This is a genomic window from Aeromonas ichthyocola, assembly GCF_046087985.1.
Lineage (GTDB): Bacteria > Pseudomonadota > Gammaproteobacteria > Enterobacterales > Aeromonadaceae > Aeromonas > Aeromonas rivipollensis.
Genome location: NZ_JBJSWH010000004.1, coordinates 1 through 16,158, shown reverse-complemented (window position 1 = coordinate 16,158; position 16,158 = coordinate 1). Strand labels below are relative to the sequence as shown.

The 16,158-nt window shown below is 62.3% G+C and carries 12 protein-coding genes and 2 pseudogenes; 5 read left to right on the top strand and 9 right to left on the bottom strand.

From position 1 onward, the window contains the following. Nucleotides 1–43 precede the first annotated feature (43 nt). Nucleotides 44–1,420, top strand: a pseudogene (locus ACF2JD_RS12420) (bifunctional NUDIX hydrolase/phosphatase PAP2 family protein). Nucleotides 1,421–1,430: 10 nt separating this feature from the next. Continuing rightward, the gene (gene ydiK / locus ACF2JD_RS12415) at nucleotides 1,431–2,519 is read left to right on the top strand and encodes an AI-2E family transporter YdiK (RefSeq protein ID WP_171275278.1); all 1,089 of its coding nucleotides are present in this window, start codon (nucleotides 1,431–1,433) and stop codon (nucleotides 2,517–2,519) included. 273 nt (nucleotides 2,520–2,792) lie between these two features. On the opposite strand, the gene ACF2JD_RS12410 is transcribed toward ydiK, so the two are convergent. The 5 genes from ACF2JD_RS12410 to ACF2JD_RS12390 form a co-directional block, all read right to left on the bottom strand. Beyond that, on the bottom strand, nucleotides 2,793–3,332 hold the full coding sequence (locus ACF2JD_RS12410) for a hypothetical protein (protein ID WP_262112384.1): 540 nt from the start codon (nucleotides 3,330–3,332) through the stop codon (nucleotides 2,793–2,795). A gap of 1 nt (nucleotide 3,333) precedes the next feature. After that, complete coding sequence (locus ACF2JD_RS12405) at nucleotides 3,334–4,389, bottom strand: YaaC family protein (protein WP_262112386.1); 1,056 nt, start codon at nucleotides 4,387–4,389, stop codon at nucleotides 3,334–3,336. A gap of 402 nt (nucleotides 4,390–4,791) precedes the next feature. After that, nucleotides 4,792–5,913: an agmatine deiminase family protein gene (locus ACF2JD_RS12400; RefSeq protein ID WP_440987537.1), complete on the bottom strand. Its 1,122-nt coding sequence runs from the start codon at nucleotides 5,911–5,913 to the stop codon at nucleotides 4,792–4,794. Between the two features lie 18 nt (nucleotides 5,914–5,931). Next, nucleotides 5,932–7,044 (bottom strand): extracellular solute-binding protein, encoded by a 1,113-nt coding sequence (locus ACF2JD_RS12395; protein WP_440987536.1) that lies wholly within the window; start codon nucleotides 7,042–7,044, stop codon nucleotides 5,932–5,934. 42 nt (nucleotides 7,045–7,086) lie between these two features. Continuing rightward, nucleotides 7,087–8,139, bottom strand: coding sequence for an agmatine deiminase family protein (locus ACF2JD_RS12390; RefSeq protein WP_440987535.1), 1,053 nt, complete (start codon nucleotides 8,137–8,139; stop codon nucleotides 7,087–7,089). Nucleotides 8,140–8,254: 115 nt separating this feature from the next. Between ACF2JD_RS12390 and ACF2JD_RS12385 the strand changes: the two genes are divergently transcribed. Continuing rightward, nucleotides 8,255–9,154 (top strand): LysR substrate-binding domain-containing protein, encoded by a 900-nt coding sequence (locus ACF2JD_RS12385; RefSeq protein WP_440987534.1) that lies wholly within the window; start codon nucleotides 8,255–8,257, stop codon nucleotides 9,152–9,154. A gap of 161 nt (nucleotides 9,155–9,315) precedes the next feature. Beyond that, nucleotides 9,316–11,225 (top strand): annotated as a pseudogene (dhaR, locus tag ACF2JD_RS12380) (dihydroxyacetone kinase operon transcriptional regulator DhaR). A 96-nt stretch (nucleotides 11,226–11,321) separates the two neighbouring features. Here the strand turns inward: dhaR and dhaM are convergent. The 4 genes from dhaM to ACF2JD_RS12360 form a co-directional block, all read right to left on the bottom strand. Next, nucleotides 11,322–12,038 (bottom strand): dihydroxyacetone kinase phosphoryl donor subunit DhaM, encoded by a 717-nt coding sequence (dhaM, locus tag ACF2JD_RS12375; protein ID WP_440987533.1) that lies wholly within the window; start codon nucleotides 12,036–12,038, stop codon nucleotides 11,322–11,324. A gap of 1 nt (nucleotide 12,039) precedes the next feature. After that, complete coding sequence (gene dhaL, locus ACF2JD_RS12370) at nucleotides 12,040–12,669, bottom strand: dihydroxyacetone kinase subunit DhaL (protein WP_440987532.1); 630 nt, start codon at nucleotides 12,667–12,669, stop codon at nucleotides 12,040–12,042. 15 nt (nucleotides 12,670–12,684) lie between these two features. Beyond that, nucleotides 12,685–13,755 carry a dihydroxyacetone kinase subunit DhaK gene (gene dhaK / locus ACF2JD_RS12365; protein WP_408866387.1) on the bottom strand — a complete coding sequence of 357 codons (1,071 nt, stop codon included), beginning with the start codon at nucleotides 13,753–13,755 and terminating at the stop codon, nucleotides 12,685–12,687. Between the two features lie 238 nt (nucleotides 13,756–13,993). Further along, a complete protein-coding gene (locus ACF2JD_RS12360; RefSeq protein ID WP_440987531.1) occupies nucleotides 13,994–15,352 on the bottom strand; it encodes a solute carrier family 23 protein in 1,359 nt (452 codons plus the stop codon). A 201-nt stretch (nucleotides 15,353–15,553) separates the two neighbouring features. On the opposite strand from ACF2JD_RS12360, the gene ACF2JD_RS12355 reads away from it, so the two are divergent. Continuing rightward, nucleotides 15,554–15,886, top strand: coding sequence for a cupin domain-containing protein (locus ACF2JD_RS12355; protein ID WP_425935191.1), 333 nt, complete (start codon nucleotides 15,554–15,556; stop codon nucleotides 15,884–15,886). Nucleotides 15,887–16,158 lie beyond the last annotated feature (272 nt).

Genomic DNA, 16,158 nt, shown 5'->3' with positions numbered 1-16,158 from the left:
TCTGTGACCCTTGTCCCCCATCTATTCCCTTAGTCGCGCCATCATGCTCAGACCCGCTCTTTTACTGCTTCTGCTGCTCGGCTCCCTGTCATCTTCCCTGTTCGCCGCCGAGGCGCCTCCCGGGGCGGCCGCCTGCGTGATCCGCCATCAGCAGGATCTGTTGCTGGTCCAGGACAGGATCTCCGATCGCTACAGCCTGAGTGGCGGCTACATAGACGGGGGCGAGACGCCCGCCCAGGCGGCTCTGCGGGAGCTGTTCGAGGAAACTGGGCTCCATGGCCGTATCACCGGGGAGCTGGGGCGCTGGCAGCGCGCCACCGTATTCGCCTGCCAGACGCTGACCCCCATCCGGGCCCAGCGCGGCTCGGGTTTTGTCTCCCTGCTCCAGGCCCCCAACCTCGGTGGCGAGATCCTCAATGCCAGGCTGATCGAGGCCGCCCGCCTGCCCCATGATCAGCGTCGCTTCCCGACGCAACTCGACTGGATCACTCCCAGGCTGGCCCAGGTCCCCGAGAGCGAGGTGCAGTGGGTGTCGGACTTCAGTCGCGAAGGCAGCGCCCTGCACAGGGCCGAGCTGCCGCTGATCCAGCGCCTGCAGCGCTGGCTCGGGCCCGATGTGCTGGCTTGAGGTCGGCAACCTGCTGGGATCGGCGGCCTTCCAGCTGGCCCTGCTCCCCTTCTTGCTCCCCTTGCTGGGCTGGCCAAGGCTGCGCAACCTGCTGTTTGCCATGGTGCTGCTCACCCTCTTGGTACAGCTGCTCAAGGAGGGGATAGCCTGGCCCAGGCCCTTCCACCTCGACCCCATGCTGGGGCAACGGAGCGCCCAGGGCTTTGGCATGCCGAGCGGCCACACCGCCTCGACCCTGCTGTTCTGGGGCCTGCTGCTCGGCGCCCTGCCCACACTCAAAGCCTGGCAGGGCATGGGGCTGGCCCTGCTGCTGGCAGCCCTGGCCGGGCTGGCCCGCGTCTGGCTCGGCGTGCACTTTATCTCGGACGTGGCGGCCGGCCTGGGTCTCGGTGCCCTGCTGCTGGCGTTGCGCGCCCCCCTGGCGGCACTGGCGCAGCGTCAAGCTCCCTGGGTTCTGCTGTTTCTGGCCAGCGCCCTGGCGGGCTGGCTGACCCAATCCAGCGCCCTGGCAGGGCTCACCATGTTCACCCTGGGGCTGGTATCGGCAATCTGCTACCCTTGCCCGCGTGACGGTTATTCGCCGCTGTTGACCGGTGGTGTGCCCTGGCGGGCGGCCTGCCCCTCGGGGCGCTGCTGTGGTCACTGCCGCTGGCTGACCAGCAGCTCGCTGCTATCCTGCTCGGCCAGTGGTTACTCTATTGCTGCCTGGGGCTCTGGTTGAGCGCCGGCCTCTGGTGGATACTCTCTTTCTTGAATACTGACGACCGTTACCCACGCCCCACCCCTCGTTAAAGGGAACGCAATGCATATGAAAAAAGTGGATTTGGCCAAGATCACCCTGGGCCTGCTGTTTCTCAGCCTGCTCATCATCTCGTGCTTCATGGTGCTGCGCCCCTTCCTGCCCGCCCTGGTCTGGGCCACCATGATCACCATAGCCACCTGGCCGCTGATGCAGATGGCCCAGCGCCTGCTGTGGGGCAAGCGCGCCTTGGCGGCCCTGCTGATGAGCTGCATTCTGCTGCTGATGTTCGTCATCCCCCTGTTCATGGCGCTGGCCAACGTGGCGGAGAAGGCCCCCATGCTGATCGAGCTGGGCACCCGCATCAGCCACTCCCCGCCCCCCGCGCTGCTCTGGCTGCAACAGGTGCCTCTGGTCGGCGACAAGCTGTTTGAGTTCTGGCAGCAGATACTGGCGAGCGGCGGCCAGGTGCTGTTCACCAAGCTGGCCCCCTATTTCGGCCAGACAGCCCGCTGGCTCGCCTCCCAGGCGGGCAACCTCGGCCTGCTGTTCGTCCACTTCCTGCTGACGGTGGCCATCTGCGGCCTGCTCTATCACTCTGGGGAAAAAGCCGCCGACGGCATTCGCCGCTTCGCCCACCGCCTGGCGGGCCAGCGTGGTGACAACGCCGTCGTGCTCGCCTCCCAGGCCATCCGCGCCGTCGCCATGGGGGTGGTGGTGACCGCCCTGGTACAATCCTCTGTGGCCGGGATAGGCCTGCTGATTGCCGGCATTCCCTACGTCATGATCCTGGTGGTGCTGATGTTCCTGCTGATCGTCGCCCAGATAGGCCCCTTCCCGGTGCTGCTGGCCAGCGTGGGTTACCTCTACTGGAGCGGGGATACTACCTGGGGCACCTTCCTGCTGGTCTGGTCCCTGCTGGCGGGCACCATGGACAACTTCCTGCGCCCCTTCCTCATCAAGCGCGGGGCCGATCTGCCGCTGATCCTCATTCTGGTGGGGGTTATCGGCGGCCTGCTGGCGCTCGGCATCATAGGGCTCTTTATAGGCCCAGTGGTGCTGGCGGTGGGCTACACCCTGCTGGATGCCTGGATAAAAGAGGGGGAGCAAACGCCCGCCCTGGAGGCGCCCGCGTCGCCCCCGGCGGAGTGACGATTCAGCCATAAATAGCTGATACACAGAGCCGCCCATCGGGCGGCTCTGTTATTTGTGGTGATTGTGATTATGGCGATCGTGTCAGGCTGGCTGATCCGCGCCAACCTGCATTCACCGCATATTAGCGTCCCATGTAGGTTCGATTAGCGAAGCGTAATCGGACGAACGAGATGCCGCTGTCCCGGTTTTATCCGTTAGTCAGCGGCATCTGCCAGAGGGGAAATTCGAGTAGCCGTTATAGCGGGGGAATTGATTTACGCGAACGTCCGATTACGCCTTACGGCTAATCGAACCTACGGGCTCATTTAGTACTCCAAGAAGCCTAAGTGTTTCTAAGAAACATTCACGCTCATCAGAATACGGAACCAAAGAAAACAGGTTTGGTAAACCCAATGCCATCAACGATATGTAGCCGTCGCCAATTTGGAGTTGATACTGCTGGTTGTCAGGGTTCTCGTAGAATTTTTGATGGCTTCTTTTTGACTCAGACTGTTCAAAGCACAATATCACTGGAATATTGTTCATCTCTGCAATCTGCAGCTCAATTCCGAGGCCAATCGATGGAAATGATGCTTCCGCGACAACCACGTCTGCATCTTCAACCATCTCTCTATCCCAGAGATAGCAAAGTCGAGGTTTATCGCGAGAAGGTTTTGTTGCAAGTTGTGGATCGCTATTCATCAATGCATACAGCACCTGATTCTGCCCTTGATCACTTAGGGCGGATGCAAACCTGTGAAGCATTGATGTGTAGTTCAGGAATTCGTTTTCCGGAACGTGTGTAAGCGCGCTGGCGAGGTAGATCTTCACTTTACGTTGCCGCCCTAATATTTGGTACCATGATCTTATGCCCTGTCATTTCAGATGCGATTTCATCAATGAATTGGTCTGGTGATTGCTGAATAAACTCTGAAATTAACCAGTTCTTTTGTCCTCCTAGAAACGACGAAAGCTCTACTGGCTTATAGCGACATAATTCACTCAGCCTATGCATGGCAGCGAGCGTCATAGTTGCAGGCATCCGAGCCAATGTCGTTGGCCCAGCTACCGATGAGCGTATGTACCAAAGTGTTTCGCTGCCGTTGATATAAAACAGGTCTCGGCGTAAATCATCTTGAAGGGATGCGAGCGCTGTCAGATCAGCTGTTGTCGGTTTTTGCGGGCGAGTAAACGGACGGCTCGCGGCAGAGACAACCTCATATTCAGCGGCGTTTGCGGTAGTGTCCAGAATGAATTTCGGCGCAATTCTTCTTATTACATTGTGTGATTGGAAGTTTTTGGAAATCTGCGCATGGAGCCGAACCTCGTTGGTAGCGGCATCATGTCTAAAACGAGGTTTCACAATCGGTATGAACATCTCAGTCTGATTTGGATAAGTCAGGCAGTATGTTCGGTGGACATGAGGCAAATTGAACAGGAGTTCTTGCAAGCTATGTGTAGTGCTCGTTTCAGCTTCTCCGAAGTAACTGGAGAGTGCAGGAAGAATCCCATTGTTAAGGATTCTGACTCCCTCATTTACGATGCTGATTTTCGAGCTTGCACCGTTCATGTTATGTGATCGCACACCGTGCATAGGCGAAAAAGATATCCCTTTCGCTGATAACAAAGCCTTTGTTGCATTCATGAAAGAGTAATAGTGCAACAAAGGGGCCGCTTGAGTTGGTAAGCCAATAGCAGCCTTTCCAAACTGGCTAGCTTGGCCCCAGAAGAAAAGTGCCTCCTTCTTTCTATGTCTCTTGAGCCACAGTTCAACGAATTGCCATGGACTGTTAGTAAGTACAGTTCGCGAAGTGAAATTTGGATCTTTCACACTCTTGTGCGGCTGTACGTCTCTGCCGCTGACCTCGATGCTCTGGAGTGTCGTCATTAAAAAAAAACCTAGTTGTGATTAGATGGACGTCGGTACGAACAGATAATAGAGCCTTACATATCACTCCAAACCGCCCGGATAACAGTCACGAAAAACGCATTTTAAGTGCAAAGTTCTAACGGTCAGTCTCTGGCGCTGAACGTATTCGCCAGTCATCCTCTCTTGGCTCTAATTTCGGCCGCCGAGCAAAAAATACACCCCTATAGTGGCAATGGAAAGCGCCATCCCGTCTCAGCAACTTGAATAACTCGGGAGTGTGATCGAGGTGACACCCCATATGGCGTAGTGGGCCAATATGCGGAACGGCGGCGGTTCAGGGGGGCGTGGTTAACAAAAATGGACGTGGGGCAATAACCCGGGGCGTTGCAACGCCCCGGGTTATCAGTGGGTAGATGAGGGTCAGGCCGGTTGATGCAGGGTGATGCAGTGAATGCCGCCGCCCCCCGCCGCCACCGGGTCTATGTTGACCGCCACCACCTTGCGCCCCGGGTAGAGGCGGGCCAGCAGATCCTGGCAATAGCGGTCTGCCGCCTTGTCGCCGAACTCGGGGACTATGACGGCCCCGTTGATCGGCAGGTAGTTGATGTAGCCAGCGGCAAAGTCCCGGCTACGGCTGAATTTATTGTCTCTCCCACCCAGCGGGGGCGGCAGCACATGCAGCTCCAGCTTGTTGCCGTCCGCATCCGTGGCCTGCTTGAGGATGGCCAGGTGCTGGCGGGTCACCTTGTAGTCGTAGGAATCAGGATCGTTGTCCATGTTGATCACCACCACGCCGGGGCGCACGAAGCGGGCGTAGAAGTCCACGTGAGCATCGGTGATGTCACGACCCTTGATGCCCGGCAGCCAGATGATTTTGCGCAGTCCCAGGTTGACCTTGAGCTCCGCCTCCACTTGCGCCTTGGTGAGGCCCGGATTGCGATTGCCGTTGAGCCAGCAGCTCTCGGTCAGGATGGCGGTGCCCTTGCCATCCACCTCTATGCCCCCACCTTCGCCAGTCAGCCTGCTCTGCAGATAATGGGCATCTGCCTGGGTGCTGACCCACTCGGCCACCCCCCCATCCTGCTCGTGCTCCTGCTTGTCGCCCCAACCGTTGAAGTTGAAGTCCACCAGCCCCAGCTCCCCCTCGCCATTGCGAACGAAGACGCCGCCGGTATCCCGCAGCCAGATGTCATCCAGCTCGGCGTGGATGAAGCGGGTGCTCCCCTCGCCACAGAGCTGGCGTGCCAGATCCTCCTCCTCTTCGCGGCAGAGCACGTTCACCTCGGTATGGGGCGCCATGGCCTGCACCAGGCGTCCTATGGTGGCCTGCACATCCTTGTAGTTACGACCCCAGATGTCACGGCTGGCACCGAAGGCGACCCAGACCCTGGCCTGGGGCCCGGCCTCGTCCGGCATATGGTAGCGGCCGACGGCGCTCGCCTTGGCCTCCGGGGTGGCGGCCTGGGCCCTCGGCAGGGCGCTCAGTCCGGCCAGCGCCCCCATGGCGACCAGCTGTTTCAATACTTGGCGTCGGGATGACATCTCTTTTACTCCTTGGATTCAGAAACTGCTCTTGAAGCGGGTCCAGGCTCGCATGCGGGCACGCATCTGGGATTGTGCAAGATCCTGGCCCGGGATGAGGCGTCCGTAGCTGGCCTCATCCAGATAGATATCCGGGTTGGCTGTCATGGTGGCATCCACCATGGATCTCGCCTTGGCACTGGCGGTCGGATAGCCGGTGCTGTTGGTGATGGCGGCCATGTTGGCCGGGCGCATCACGAAATTGATGAAGGCGTAGGCATAGTCAGGATGGGGCGCATCCACCGGGATCGCCATGGTATCCATCCAGATGGTGCTCCCCTCCTTCGGCAGCCGGTATTCAAAGTCGCTGCGCTTGCCCGCCTCGGCGGCGGCGCGCCTGGCTTGCGTCATGTCGCCGCTGTAACCCAGCGACAGGCAGAGGTCGCCGTTGACCAGCTGGGTCACCGGCTGGGACTGGAACTTGCGGATATGGGGCTTGAGCCCCTTGAGCAGCGCCAGCGCGGCATCCAGATCCTCGGCCTTGCCGCTGTGGGGATCCCGCCCCAGATAGTGCAGCACCACGGCCAGCACCTCGTCGGGGGAGTCGATGATGGAGATGCCGCAGTCGGCAAATTTTGCCGCCAGTTCGGGCTTGAACAGCAGGTCGAGACTGCCCACCGGGGCATCCGCCATCCGCTGCCGGATCATGGCTGCGTTATAGGTGAGCCCTATGGTGCCCCAGGTGTAGGGCACTACCGCATCCCGTGAATGGGGATAGGCCTGCTGCAGCCGCCGCAAGCCGGGCTCTATGTCCGCCAGGTGCTCTAGCTTGCCCTGATCCAGCGGTTGCAGGCTGCCCGCCCGCATCAGCCGCTCCGCCACCGTATCGCCGGGAAAGATGAGATCATAACCGCTGCGACCGGCCATCAGCTTGGCCTCCAGGGTCTCGCTGCTGTCCATGACGTCATAGATGACCCGGATCCCTGTCTCTCTGGTAAAGGCGCTGAGGGTATCGGGGGCAAAGTAGTCGGCCCAGTTGTAGAGCCGCAGCACCTTCTCCCCCCCTGTTGCCGCATCGGCCTCCCCGGCCTCGGCCGCAAGGCTCAGCAGCAGGGCCAGGCAGCCCATCCACCCGAGTGTCTTCCTGATCATGATGTGGTTACTCCCCTGTGATTGGCCGCCGCCGTGCAACGCTCAGCCCAACAGCGGCCAGGCGGGCTGCTGCTGGGTGATGCAGTGGATGCCGCCGCCGCCGTGGGCCAGCCGGTTGATCGAGACCGGCACCACAGCCCTTTGCGGGAAGGCACCTTGCAGCACAGCCGCCGCCTCCCGGTCGCTCGCCACCCCATAGGCGGGCATGATGACGGCGTCGTTGGCGAGGTAGAAGTTGGTGTAGGAGGCGCAGAACACCTCTGCCTCCGGGTCTATGGCCTCGCTCGCGTCGTACAGATCCTGCAACTCGAAGGTGCGCCCCCTGGCATCGGTGGCCAGGGCCAGGGCGCGGCGGTTCTCCCGCACCACAAGGCCATAGGTCGAGGTGGCATCCCGGGTGGCATCCACCAGCAGCTGGCCGGGGCGACTGAAGGCGCAGACCCCGTCCACATGGCCGTCCGTCATGTCGCCGGTGACGTGGTCGGGATCCCCCGGCAGCCAGATGGTCTTCTCGATACCGAGCAGGCGACCGAAGATCTGTTCGATCTCACCCTTGCTGATGCCCGGGTTGCGGTTGCTGTTGAGCAGCACGGATTCAGTGGTGATCAGGGTGCCTTCGCCGTCCACATGGATGGCGCCCCCCTCGTTGGCCAGAAAGCTGCCGATACACTCCAGCTCCAGGCTGTTGAGGATGCGGCGAGCCAGCCCCTCGTCCAGCTGATGGACCGACTTGCCGCCCCAGGCGTTGAAGCGCCAGCTCACCCCGGCGCAGCCCAGTTCGGGGTGGCAGATGAAGGTGGGGCCTGAGTCCCGGCACCAGCTGTCATCCACCGGGAGCGGGATCAGGGTCACCCTGCCGTCACAGAGGGCGCGCGCCTCGGCCAGCGCGGAAGGGTCGACCACCAGCCTGACCGGCTCGAACCGGACAATGGCGTTGGCCACCCGGGCGAAGTCCTGCTGCACCTCGGCCAGGGTGACGCCCCAGCCGGATTCCCACAGCACCTTGTTGTGGGGCCAGACCATCCAGGTCGCGGCGTGCTGGCACCATTCGGCGGGCATGAACCAGCCCTTTGCCACTATTCCCTGTTCCCGCATATTCCCTCTCTGATTAGGTACTATTAAGGTTGCTGACGATGGGAATAGACTATTCCCACATAACACGGCGAAAAAACGATCGATTTTCAGTGCAAGTGATAAGTGGAGCTAATCAATGATGTTCAAACACTGGCCCCCGCTCAACGTGCTGCGGGGCTTCGAGGCGGCGGCCAGACTCGGCAGTTTTCATCAGGCGGCGCAGGAGCTGCACCTCACCCAGTCCGCCATCAGCCAGCAGATCCGCTCCCTGGAGGAGCTGCTCGGCCAGCCGCTGTTTCACCGGCAGGGGCGCTCGGTCGCCCTGACCGATGCGGGACAGGATCTGCTGGAGACCACCCAGAGCGTGCTGCTGCAACTGGCGGTGGGGATCCAGCGCCTCGAGCAGTACCGCAAGCCGAACCAGCTGGTGCTCAACACCAGCACCGCCATCGCCCGCCACTGGTTGCTGCCCCGACTGGGGGCGTTTCATCGCCAGCACCCCGACATAGATCTCTGGCTCTTCACCAGCGACGAGGTGCCCGATCTGGCCGAACAGACCATAGATCTCGCCCTGCGCTGGGATCTCGCGCCGCAGGCCGAGTGTCGCCATCAGCCACTGCTGGCGGACAGGTTGCTGCCGGTGGCCGCGCCTGCCGTGCTGGCCCAACCGGCGGCACAGCGCACCACCCTCCATGGGGAGCGAGAGCTGGACTGGCACCACTGGACGCTCAAAGGGGGGGAGGATCTGCAACTGCAGACCCGGGGGCTCAACTTCTCCGATCCCGGCCTGCTGCTGGAGGCGGCCAGCGCCGGGCTCGGTGTGGCGCTGGTGAGCGAACGGCTCTCCCAACCGGCCAGGGAGCTGGGGCAGTTGCTGCCGCTCTCCGCTTGCAGGGTCAAGGGGCCCCAGTGGAGCTTGCTTATCCACCAGGAGAGCGAAGGGATGCCGGAGTGCCGCGCCTTCTGTCACTGGCTCGGCCAACAATTTGCCGAGGGGGCGTCAGGCGGGAATGAGGATGCCATTGCCGCCCTCTGAGGCAGGTCACTGAATCTGGCGGACGGGCATGGTTAAATGGTCGGCCTCTCTCTATGCCGGATATTGCATGTGACCCTGCCATCTGACCGCCTGCCGCTCCAACCCTTGCCTGACTATGGGTATGCCCTCTGGCTGCACTCTTGCCGGATAGAACAGTGACAATGTCATCTGACCGTCTGCCACCCCAGCCCTGCACTGACTATCTGCAGGCCTCCTGGCTGCGCTGCGCCCACCAGACCAGCGCCACCCTCTGGCATCCGCCCCACAGTGCCAAGGGGCAGACCTTGCAGAGCCTGCGTCAGCGCAAGCGGGACTTGCTCACCACAGGCGAGATGGCCCTCGAGGATCTCTACGAATTTATGGAGGGGCGCCCCTGCGCCCTGCTGCTCACCGACGAGAGCGGCTGCCTGCTGGCCCGCACCGGCCATCGCGAGACGCTGGCAGAACTCGAAGCCCTGGGCTTTGGCCCCGGCGCTTTTTTTAGCGAGGGGCGCATCGGCACCAATGCCATCAATCTGGCGGCGCTGGAGGGAGTGCCGCTCTGCGTCAGCGGCCCCCAGCATTTCAACCAGACCCTGCACCCCTGGCACAGCTGCGCCAGCCCGGTCTACAACAGCAACGGCCGCCAAGTCGCCATCATGGCCCTGGTCTGCAAGGTGGAAGCGGCGACCCTGGGGGATCTGGCGCTCACCGTCAGCGCCGGTCGCGAGCTGGCCCATCTGCTGCAGATGGAGCGCCTGATGCAGGAGTCCCAGCACCATCTGAGCGAGCTTTACGCTTTGCTCGACGGCATGGATGACGGCGTGCTGGCCTGGGATCCGCAAGGCCGACTGCGCTACCTCAACGCGCTGGCGGCCAACCGACTGCGGCTAGATCCGGCCCTCTGTCTCGGCCAGCCCCTGGAGCAGCACCTGCTGCTGCCCCAGCGTTTGCAGCTGGCCATCAAGGAGCAGACGCCGCTCAGTCATGTGGAGGTGACCCTGGAGCGGCTCGGGGTGCATTCCGGGGAGTTCATCAATGCCCTGATAAGCCTCAAGCCGCTGCCGGGGCCGGAGGGGGTCAGCTTTATCGCCCTGCTCCATCCGGTCGACCGGCTGCGGGCCATTCACCAGCTGCGGCAGACGGTGCCCGAGCTCTCGGCGCTGGTGGGGGAGTCGAGCGCCATGCGCAAGCTGCTGCGCCATGCCAGACAGGCGGCCCAGAGTCAGGGGCCGATCCTGCTGCGCGGCGAAGAGGAGGTGGGCAAGGCCCAGCTGGCGGAGGCCATTCACTTTGGCAGTGAACGGGCCGCAGGGCCCCTCATTACCCTCAACTGTCAGGCGCTGCCGAGCGAGCGGATGGCGCTGGAGCTGATGGGCTCCGACGAGGCGGGGCAGGAGCGGGCGGGCAAGTTCGAGTTGGCCCACGGCGGCACGCTAGTGCTGGAGCAGGTGGAGTGCCTCTCTGCCCCCATGCAGGCGGCGCTGCTGCAACTGCTCAAGACAGGCCGCATCCAGCGCTTCGATTCGGCCCGCGTGCTGCCGCTCAAGGTGCGGATCATCGCCACCAGCAGCGCCCCGCTGGAGCAGCGGGTGCAGGAGGGGCAGTTCGGTCGCCAGCTACTCTATGCCTTGCAAGCCTGCGAGCTCTGGCTGCCGGGGCTGCGGGAGCGCAGTGCCGATCTGCCGGGCCTTATCAGCCAGCAGCTGGCTGCGCAGGGGCGCGAGCCGGTGCGCCAGTTCAGCCCGGCGGCCCTCGATTGTCTGCTCGCCTATCCCTGGCCCGGCAATCTGGGGGAGCTGCGCAGCGCCGTCGAGCATGCCCTGCTCCACGCCAGTCAGGGGCAGATCCCGCCGGAGGCGCTGCCCGCCGCCATTCGTCACGGCCATCAACTGGTGGCGGACGAGGTGGTGGGGCAGCCGCTGCTCACGTTGGCGGAGTTGGAGCGCCAAGCCATCTTGCGCTGCGCCCACGCCTGCAAGGGACAGGTCAGCCTGATGGCCCGGCAACTGGGCATCAGCCGCACCACCCTGTGGCGGCGGCTGAAGCTGCTCGGCATGGATCCATGGATCCCGCCGACTACCACGGATAGCTATGATGGGCGTGGCGCCGTCACGCACAGAAACTCCCTTGCGGAAAAAACGACAAGGCCCCGCACTGGCGGGGCCTTGATAAAGCAATGGGAGCCTCAGTCGCCGAAGCGTTCCGCTGCCAGCTGCTGGAAGCAGCTCAAAGCCGCATCGGCATCCTCCCCGCGCGCCAGCAGGGTGAGTCTGTCGCCTTGACGCACGTTGAGCATGGCGAGCCGGGTCAGGCTGCGGGGGTTGGCCTCTTTATCACCTTTTTGCAACTTGAGTTCAGCGGCAAAGGGCTTGAGGGCGGCCACCAGACGAGCGGCGGGGCGCACATGCAGGCCGTGGGGGTTATCCACCACCACCTCGCAGTGCAGCCAGCCGTCGTCGGTTGCCGGTGCCGTCTCAGTGGCGGCCTGCGCCGCGCTGGCGGGCAGCATCACCTGTTTCGGGCCCAGGGCACCGAGCGCTTCGGCGGCCACCTCATCCAGCGTCAGGCCGGAACCTGCCGCCACCACGGCGGCCAGGGTGCCTTCGACCAGTGGAGCGGGGCAGAGTCGCACCCTCGCGCTCAGCTCAGGAGGCAGCAGTTCGAGGGCTGTCTCGGCGCTCAAGAGCGCGCTTCCCAAGTCCATCAGCACCAGCACGCCGCTGCCGTCATCTGCTTCTTCGATCGCACTCATCACCGCGATGGCATCCGTGCCTATGGGGTGGTCGGGGTCATCGACCCCGGCCGCCAGCAGCAATCGGGCCGGGCTGCCGAGCTGGTCGGCCAGCGCTTTCAAGCCGGCCGCCAGCATGGCGCTGTGAGAGACAACGACGATTCCGATCATGTCACAACCTCGCTCTGTCACGCAGGGCGGTCAGCAGCAGCAGGGTCGAGGTGGCCCCGGCATCCTGATGGCCTATGCTGCGCTCACCCAGATAGCTGGCGCGCCCCTTGCGGGCCTGCATCTCTATGGTGGCCTCGGTACCGGCCGCAGCGGCGGCCACCGCCTTGTCCAGCGCTTCGTTGAGGGGCAGATCTTGTAGCTGGGCCTGTTGCAGGGCGGCCAGGGCCGGCCACCAGGCGTCGCACATTGTCTTGTCCCCCGGTTCGGCGCGGCCGCGGGAGACTATCCCCTCGACCCCGTCACTCAGCATCTTGCCAAGCTGGCTCAGGCTCAGGCTCTGACAGGCGTCGGTACTGGCCGCAGCCCGAATGAAGAAGGTGCCGTAGAGCGGGCCGCTGGCGCCGCCAACCGAAGAGAGCAGTGTCATGCCGGTGGTTTTCAGCACCTGACCTATGTCCTTGTCCGCCACCGCGGGCAGCTTCTCGGCCACCTTGGTGAAGCCGCGCTGCATGTTGAGGCCGTGGTCGCCGTCACCGATGTCGGTATCCAGCGCCGTGAGGTAGTCACGCTGCTCGGCAAAGATATGCTCGCAGTCGAGCAGCCAGTTGACGATCTGATGTTTGCTTAGCATGAGAATAAAGGCTCCTTAGCAGCCGCGACGCAGGGCTGGGGTGTGAACGGGGGCATCCCACAGGGTCATCAGCTCATCATCCACCTTGAGCAGGGTGATGGAGATGCCTGTCATGTCGAGGGAGGTGCAATAGGGGCCAATCAGGTTGCGCACCAGATGGATGCCCGCCTCTTCGCACAGGGTGGCGAGGCGGCCATAGACGCCATAGAGCTCGGAGATGGGGGTGCCGCCGAGGCTGTTGACCAGGGCGATGACACGATCGCCCGCATTCAGCGGCTCGATAAAGGTGTGCTCTTCCTGCCAGCTGCCGGAGGCTCTGTCCCAGTGGCGCAGGGTGCGGCCGTAGGGGGTGTTGTCAGAGAGCTCTTCGAACATGTCGTCCACCAGGGTATTGAGGTCGGTGAAGGGGCGGCGCGCTATGCCCGGCTCGCCGTGGATGCCCACGCCGAACTCCATCTCGTTGTCCGCCAGAGTGAAGGAGGGCTTGCCAGCGGCAGGCACTGTGCAGGCGTGCATGGCGACGCCAATGGTGCGGCTCTGGTTGTTGATGCGACGGGCCAGCGCTTCGCAGCGGGTCAGGTCATAGCCCGCTTCGGCTGCGGCCCCCACCAGTTTTTCGCACAGCACTGTGGTGGCAACGCCACGGCGACCGGCGGTATAGAGGCTGTCTTTGACCGCCACATCATCATCGATCAGCGAGAAACCGACCTTGACCCCGTCACCGTGCAGCAGCTCGACTGCGGTTTCGAAGTTGAGCACGTCGCCGGTGTAGTTCTTCACCAGGAACAGCACGCCCGCGCCGCCATCGACGGCCTGACCGCACTCGTACATCTGATCCGGGGTCGGGGAGGTAAAGATCTCGCCGGGGCAGGCGCCATCCAGCATTCCTTTGCCCACCAGACCGCCGTGCATCGGCTCGTGACCGCTGCCACCGCCGGAGACCAGCGCCACCTTGCCCATCACGGGGGCGTCGGCGCGGGTGATGTAGTGGGGTTCAATACGTACCTTGAGCTCGGGGTGGGCAGCAGCCATCCCCATCAGTTGTTCACGGACCACGGCATCGACGGCATTGATCAGCTTCTTCATGGCTCACTCCTTGGCTTGCCACCGCACGGGTAGGCAGATGGTTGATGAAGCCAGTCTAACGGGATAAATCGGGAGAAAAATGACGGCCGGTTCGGTTCGGATTTGAAACAGGAGAAGGGTCATTGGCGTTTCAATCTGAAACGGCACGAGGCAAACGGGCGGGAAACTGTTAACGGCCTCACAGCCATGAAAAAGGGCCCCGCAGGGCCCTTCGCTATAACCGGAATAAGCGGACGGGTCAGATAGCCCAGCCACCGGCATAGAAGATCACCAGCGCCACGGCGATGATGACGGTGCCGACGTTGAGTTTCTTCCACTCGGCAGCAAACAGACGACCCACGACCAGCGCCACGAAGCCCAGCATGATGCCGGTGACTATGTTGCAGGTCAGCACTATGAAGACGGCGCACAGCATGCCGGCTAGAGCATCGACCGAATCGTTGAAGTCCAGCTTGGTGACGTTGCCCAGCATCAGCAGACCGACGTACATCAGGGCCGGTGCTGTGGCGTAAGCCGGTACCAGATAGCTCAGCGGGGAGAGGAAGATCATCAGCAGGAAGAGCACGCCAACCAGCGCAGCGGTCAGACCGGTTTTGCCACCGGCTGCGGTACCTGCGGCGGATTCGATGTAGACGGCGGCCGGAGCACCACCCACCACGCCAGCCACCATGCTGCTGACGGAGTCGGCAGTCAGGGCCTTGCCGCCGCTGATGATGTGGCCACGCTCGTTGATGAGGCCAGCCTGACCGGCCACGGCACGGATGGTGCCGGTGGCGTCAAATACGGCGGTCATCACCAGCGCCAGTACGGTCGGGATCACCACCGGATTGAGGGCGCCCAGCAGATCCATGCTGCCAACCAGAGAGCCTTTTTCGCCAGTCAGGCTCGGCATGGCGAAGAAGCCCTGCCAGGTTACCTTGGGATCGAAGAGGAGACCCAGGAGGGAGATGGCGACGATCACCATCAGGATACCGCCCGGCACCCTGCGGCGCTCCAGCCCGAAGATGGCGGCCAGCCCCAGCACCGTCATGATGACCGGGAAGGAGGTGACCTCACCGAGCTGTACCGGCAGGCCGGCCCCTTCATTCTTGATCACCATGCCGACGCCGTTGGTGGCGATCAGCAGCAGGAACAGACCTATACCTATGCCGGTACCGTGAGCGATGCCGGAGGGGAGGTTGTCCAGGATCCACTGGCGTACGCCGGTGACGCTGATCAGGGTAAACAGCACACCCATCAGGAAGATGGCGCCCAGCGCGACCGGAATGCTCAGCCCCTGACCCAGTACCAGACTGAAGGCGGTAAAGGCGGTGAGGGAGATGGCGCAACCTATGGCCATCGGCAGCTTGGCCCAGAGACCCATCAGCAGGGAGCCGAAGGCTGCGATCAAGCAGGTCGCCACGAAGACGGGGCCCTGCTCAAAACCGGCGGCACCCAGCATGTTCGGCACCACTATGATGCTGTAGACCATGGCCAGGAAGGTGGTCAGTCCGGCCAGCAACTCCTGGCGGACTGTGCTGCCACGCTGGGTGATGGAGAAATAGGAGTCCAGAAACCCGCTATTGCCGGTGCGGGCCGTCATTTCTTGCGTTGCCATAACTCATCCTGAATGTGTGAAGGAAATCGTTTGCGTAATGGCGCGCAAAATAGCAAGAATTTGGCGAGATTGCAGCGGATCAGGCACCATTTTCCCGAACTTTTCCATTTAAAGCCTCATTGGAGGCCTCAATTTCCCCATGGGAAGCTCCCCTTCAGCTTCTACACTCTTAGCTAGCCCCCATCAGCCGGAGACAAGCCCATGCACACAGGCAACCTGCTTGGCCAGATCCCCTCCCCCCTGCCCAATGAGCTGTTCACCGACCTGGTCAGTACCAATCACTTTCGCATCGAGCGTATCCTCTCCCAGGGACAACAGACCCCCACGGGGGAATGGTTCGATCAGGATGAACACGAGTGGGTAGCGTTGATACAAGGCGAAGCCATTCTGGTCTTCATCACACCGAATACCGGGCTCCAGGAGCGCGTTCACCTTGGACCCGGGGACTACATCAACATCCCGGCGCACCTTCAGCACAGGGTGGAGTGGACTCATCCTACCGAGACCACCGTCTGGCTCTGCATCTACTACTAGGGAAGTCTCTTGGCACAACGAAAGAAGCCCAATCGACAGATTGGGCTTCTTGGACTCAGATGCTGAATATGCATAGCAAAAAGGCCTTCCCGTAAGGGAAGGCCTTTCAAATTAGTGGCAGAGCGGACGGGGAGACGGGCGCGGTCCGGCTCAAGCACAAGGTGCCACAGGCAGGGACCGAGTTGCCAGTGGCAAGTCGCAGCCCTGTTTGTGGTCCCTTGTTTCCTTAATCCCGTTCGCGAATATCCAAAAGCAAAAAGGCCTTCCCGTAA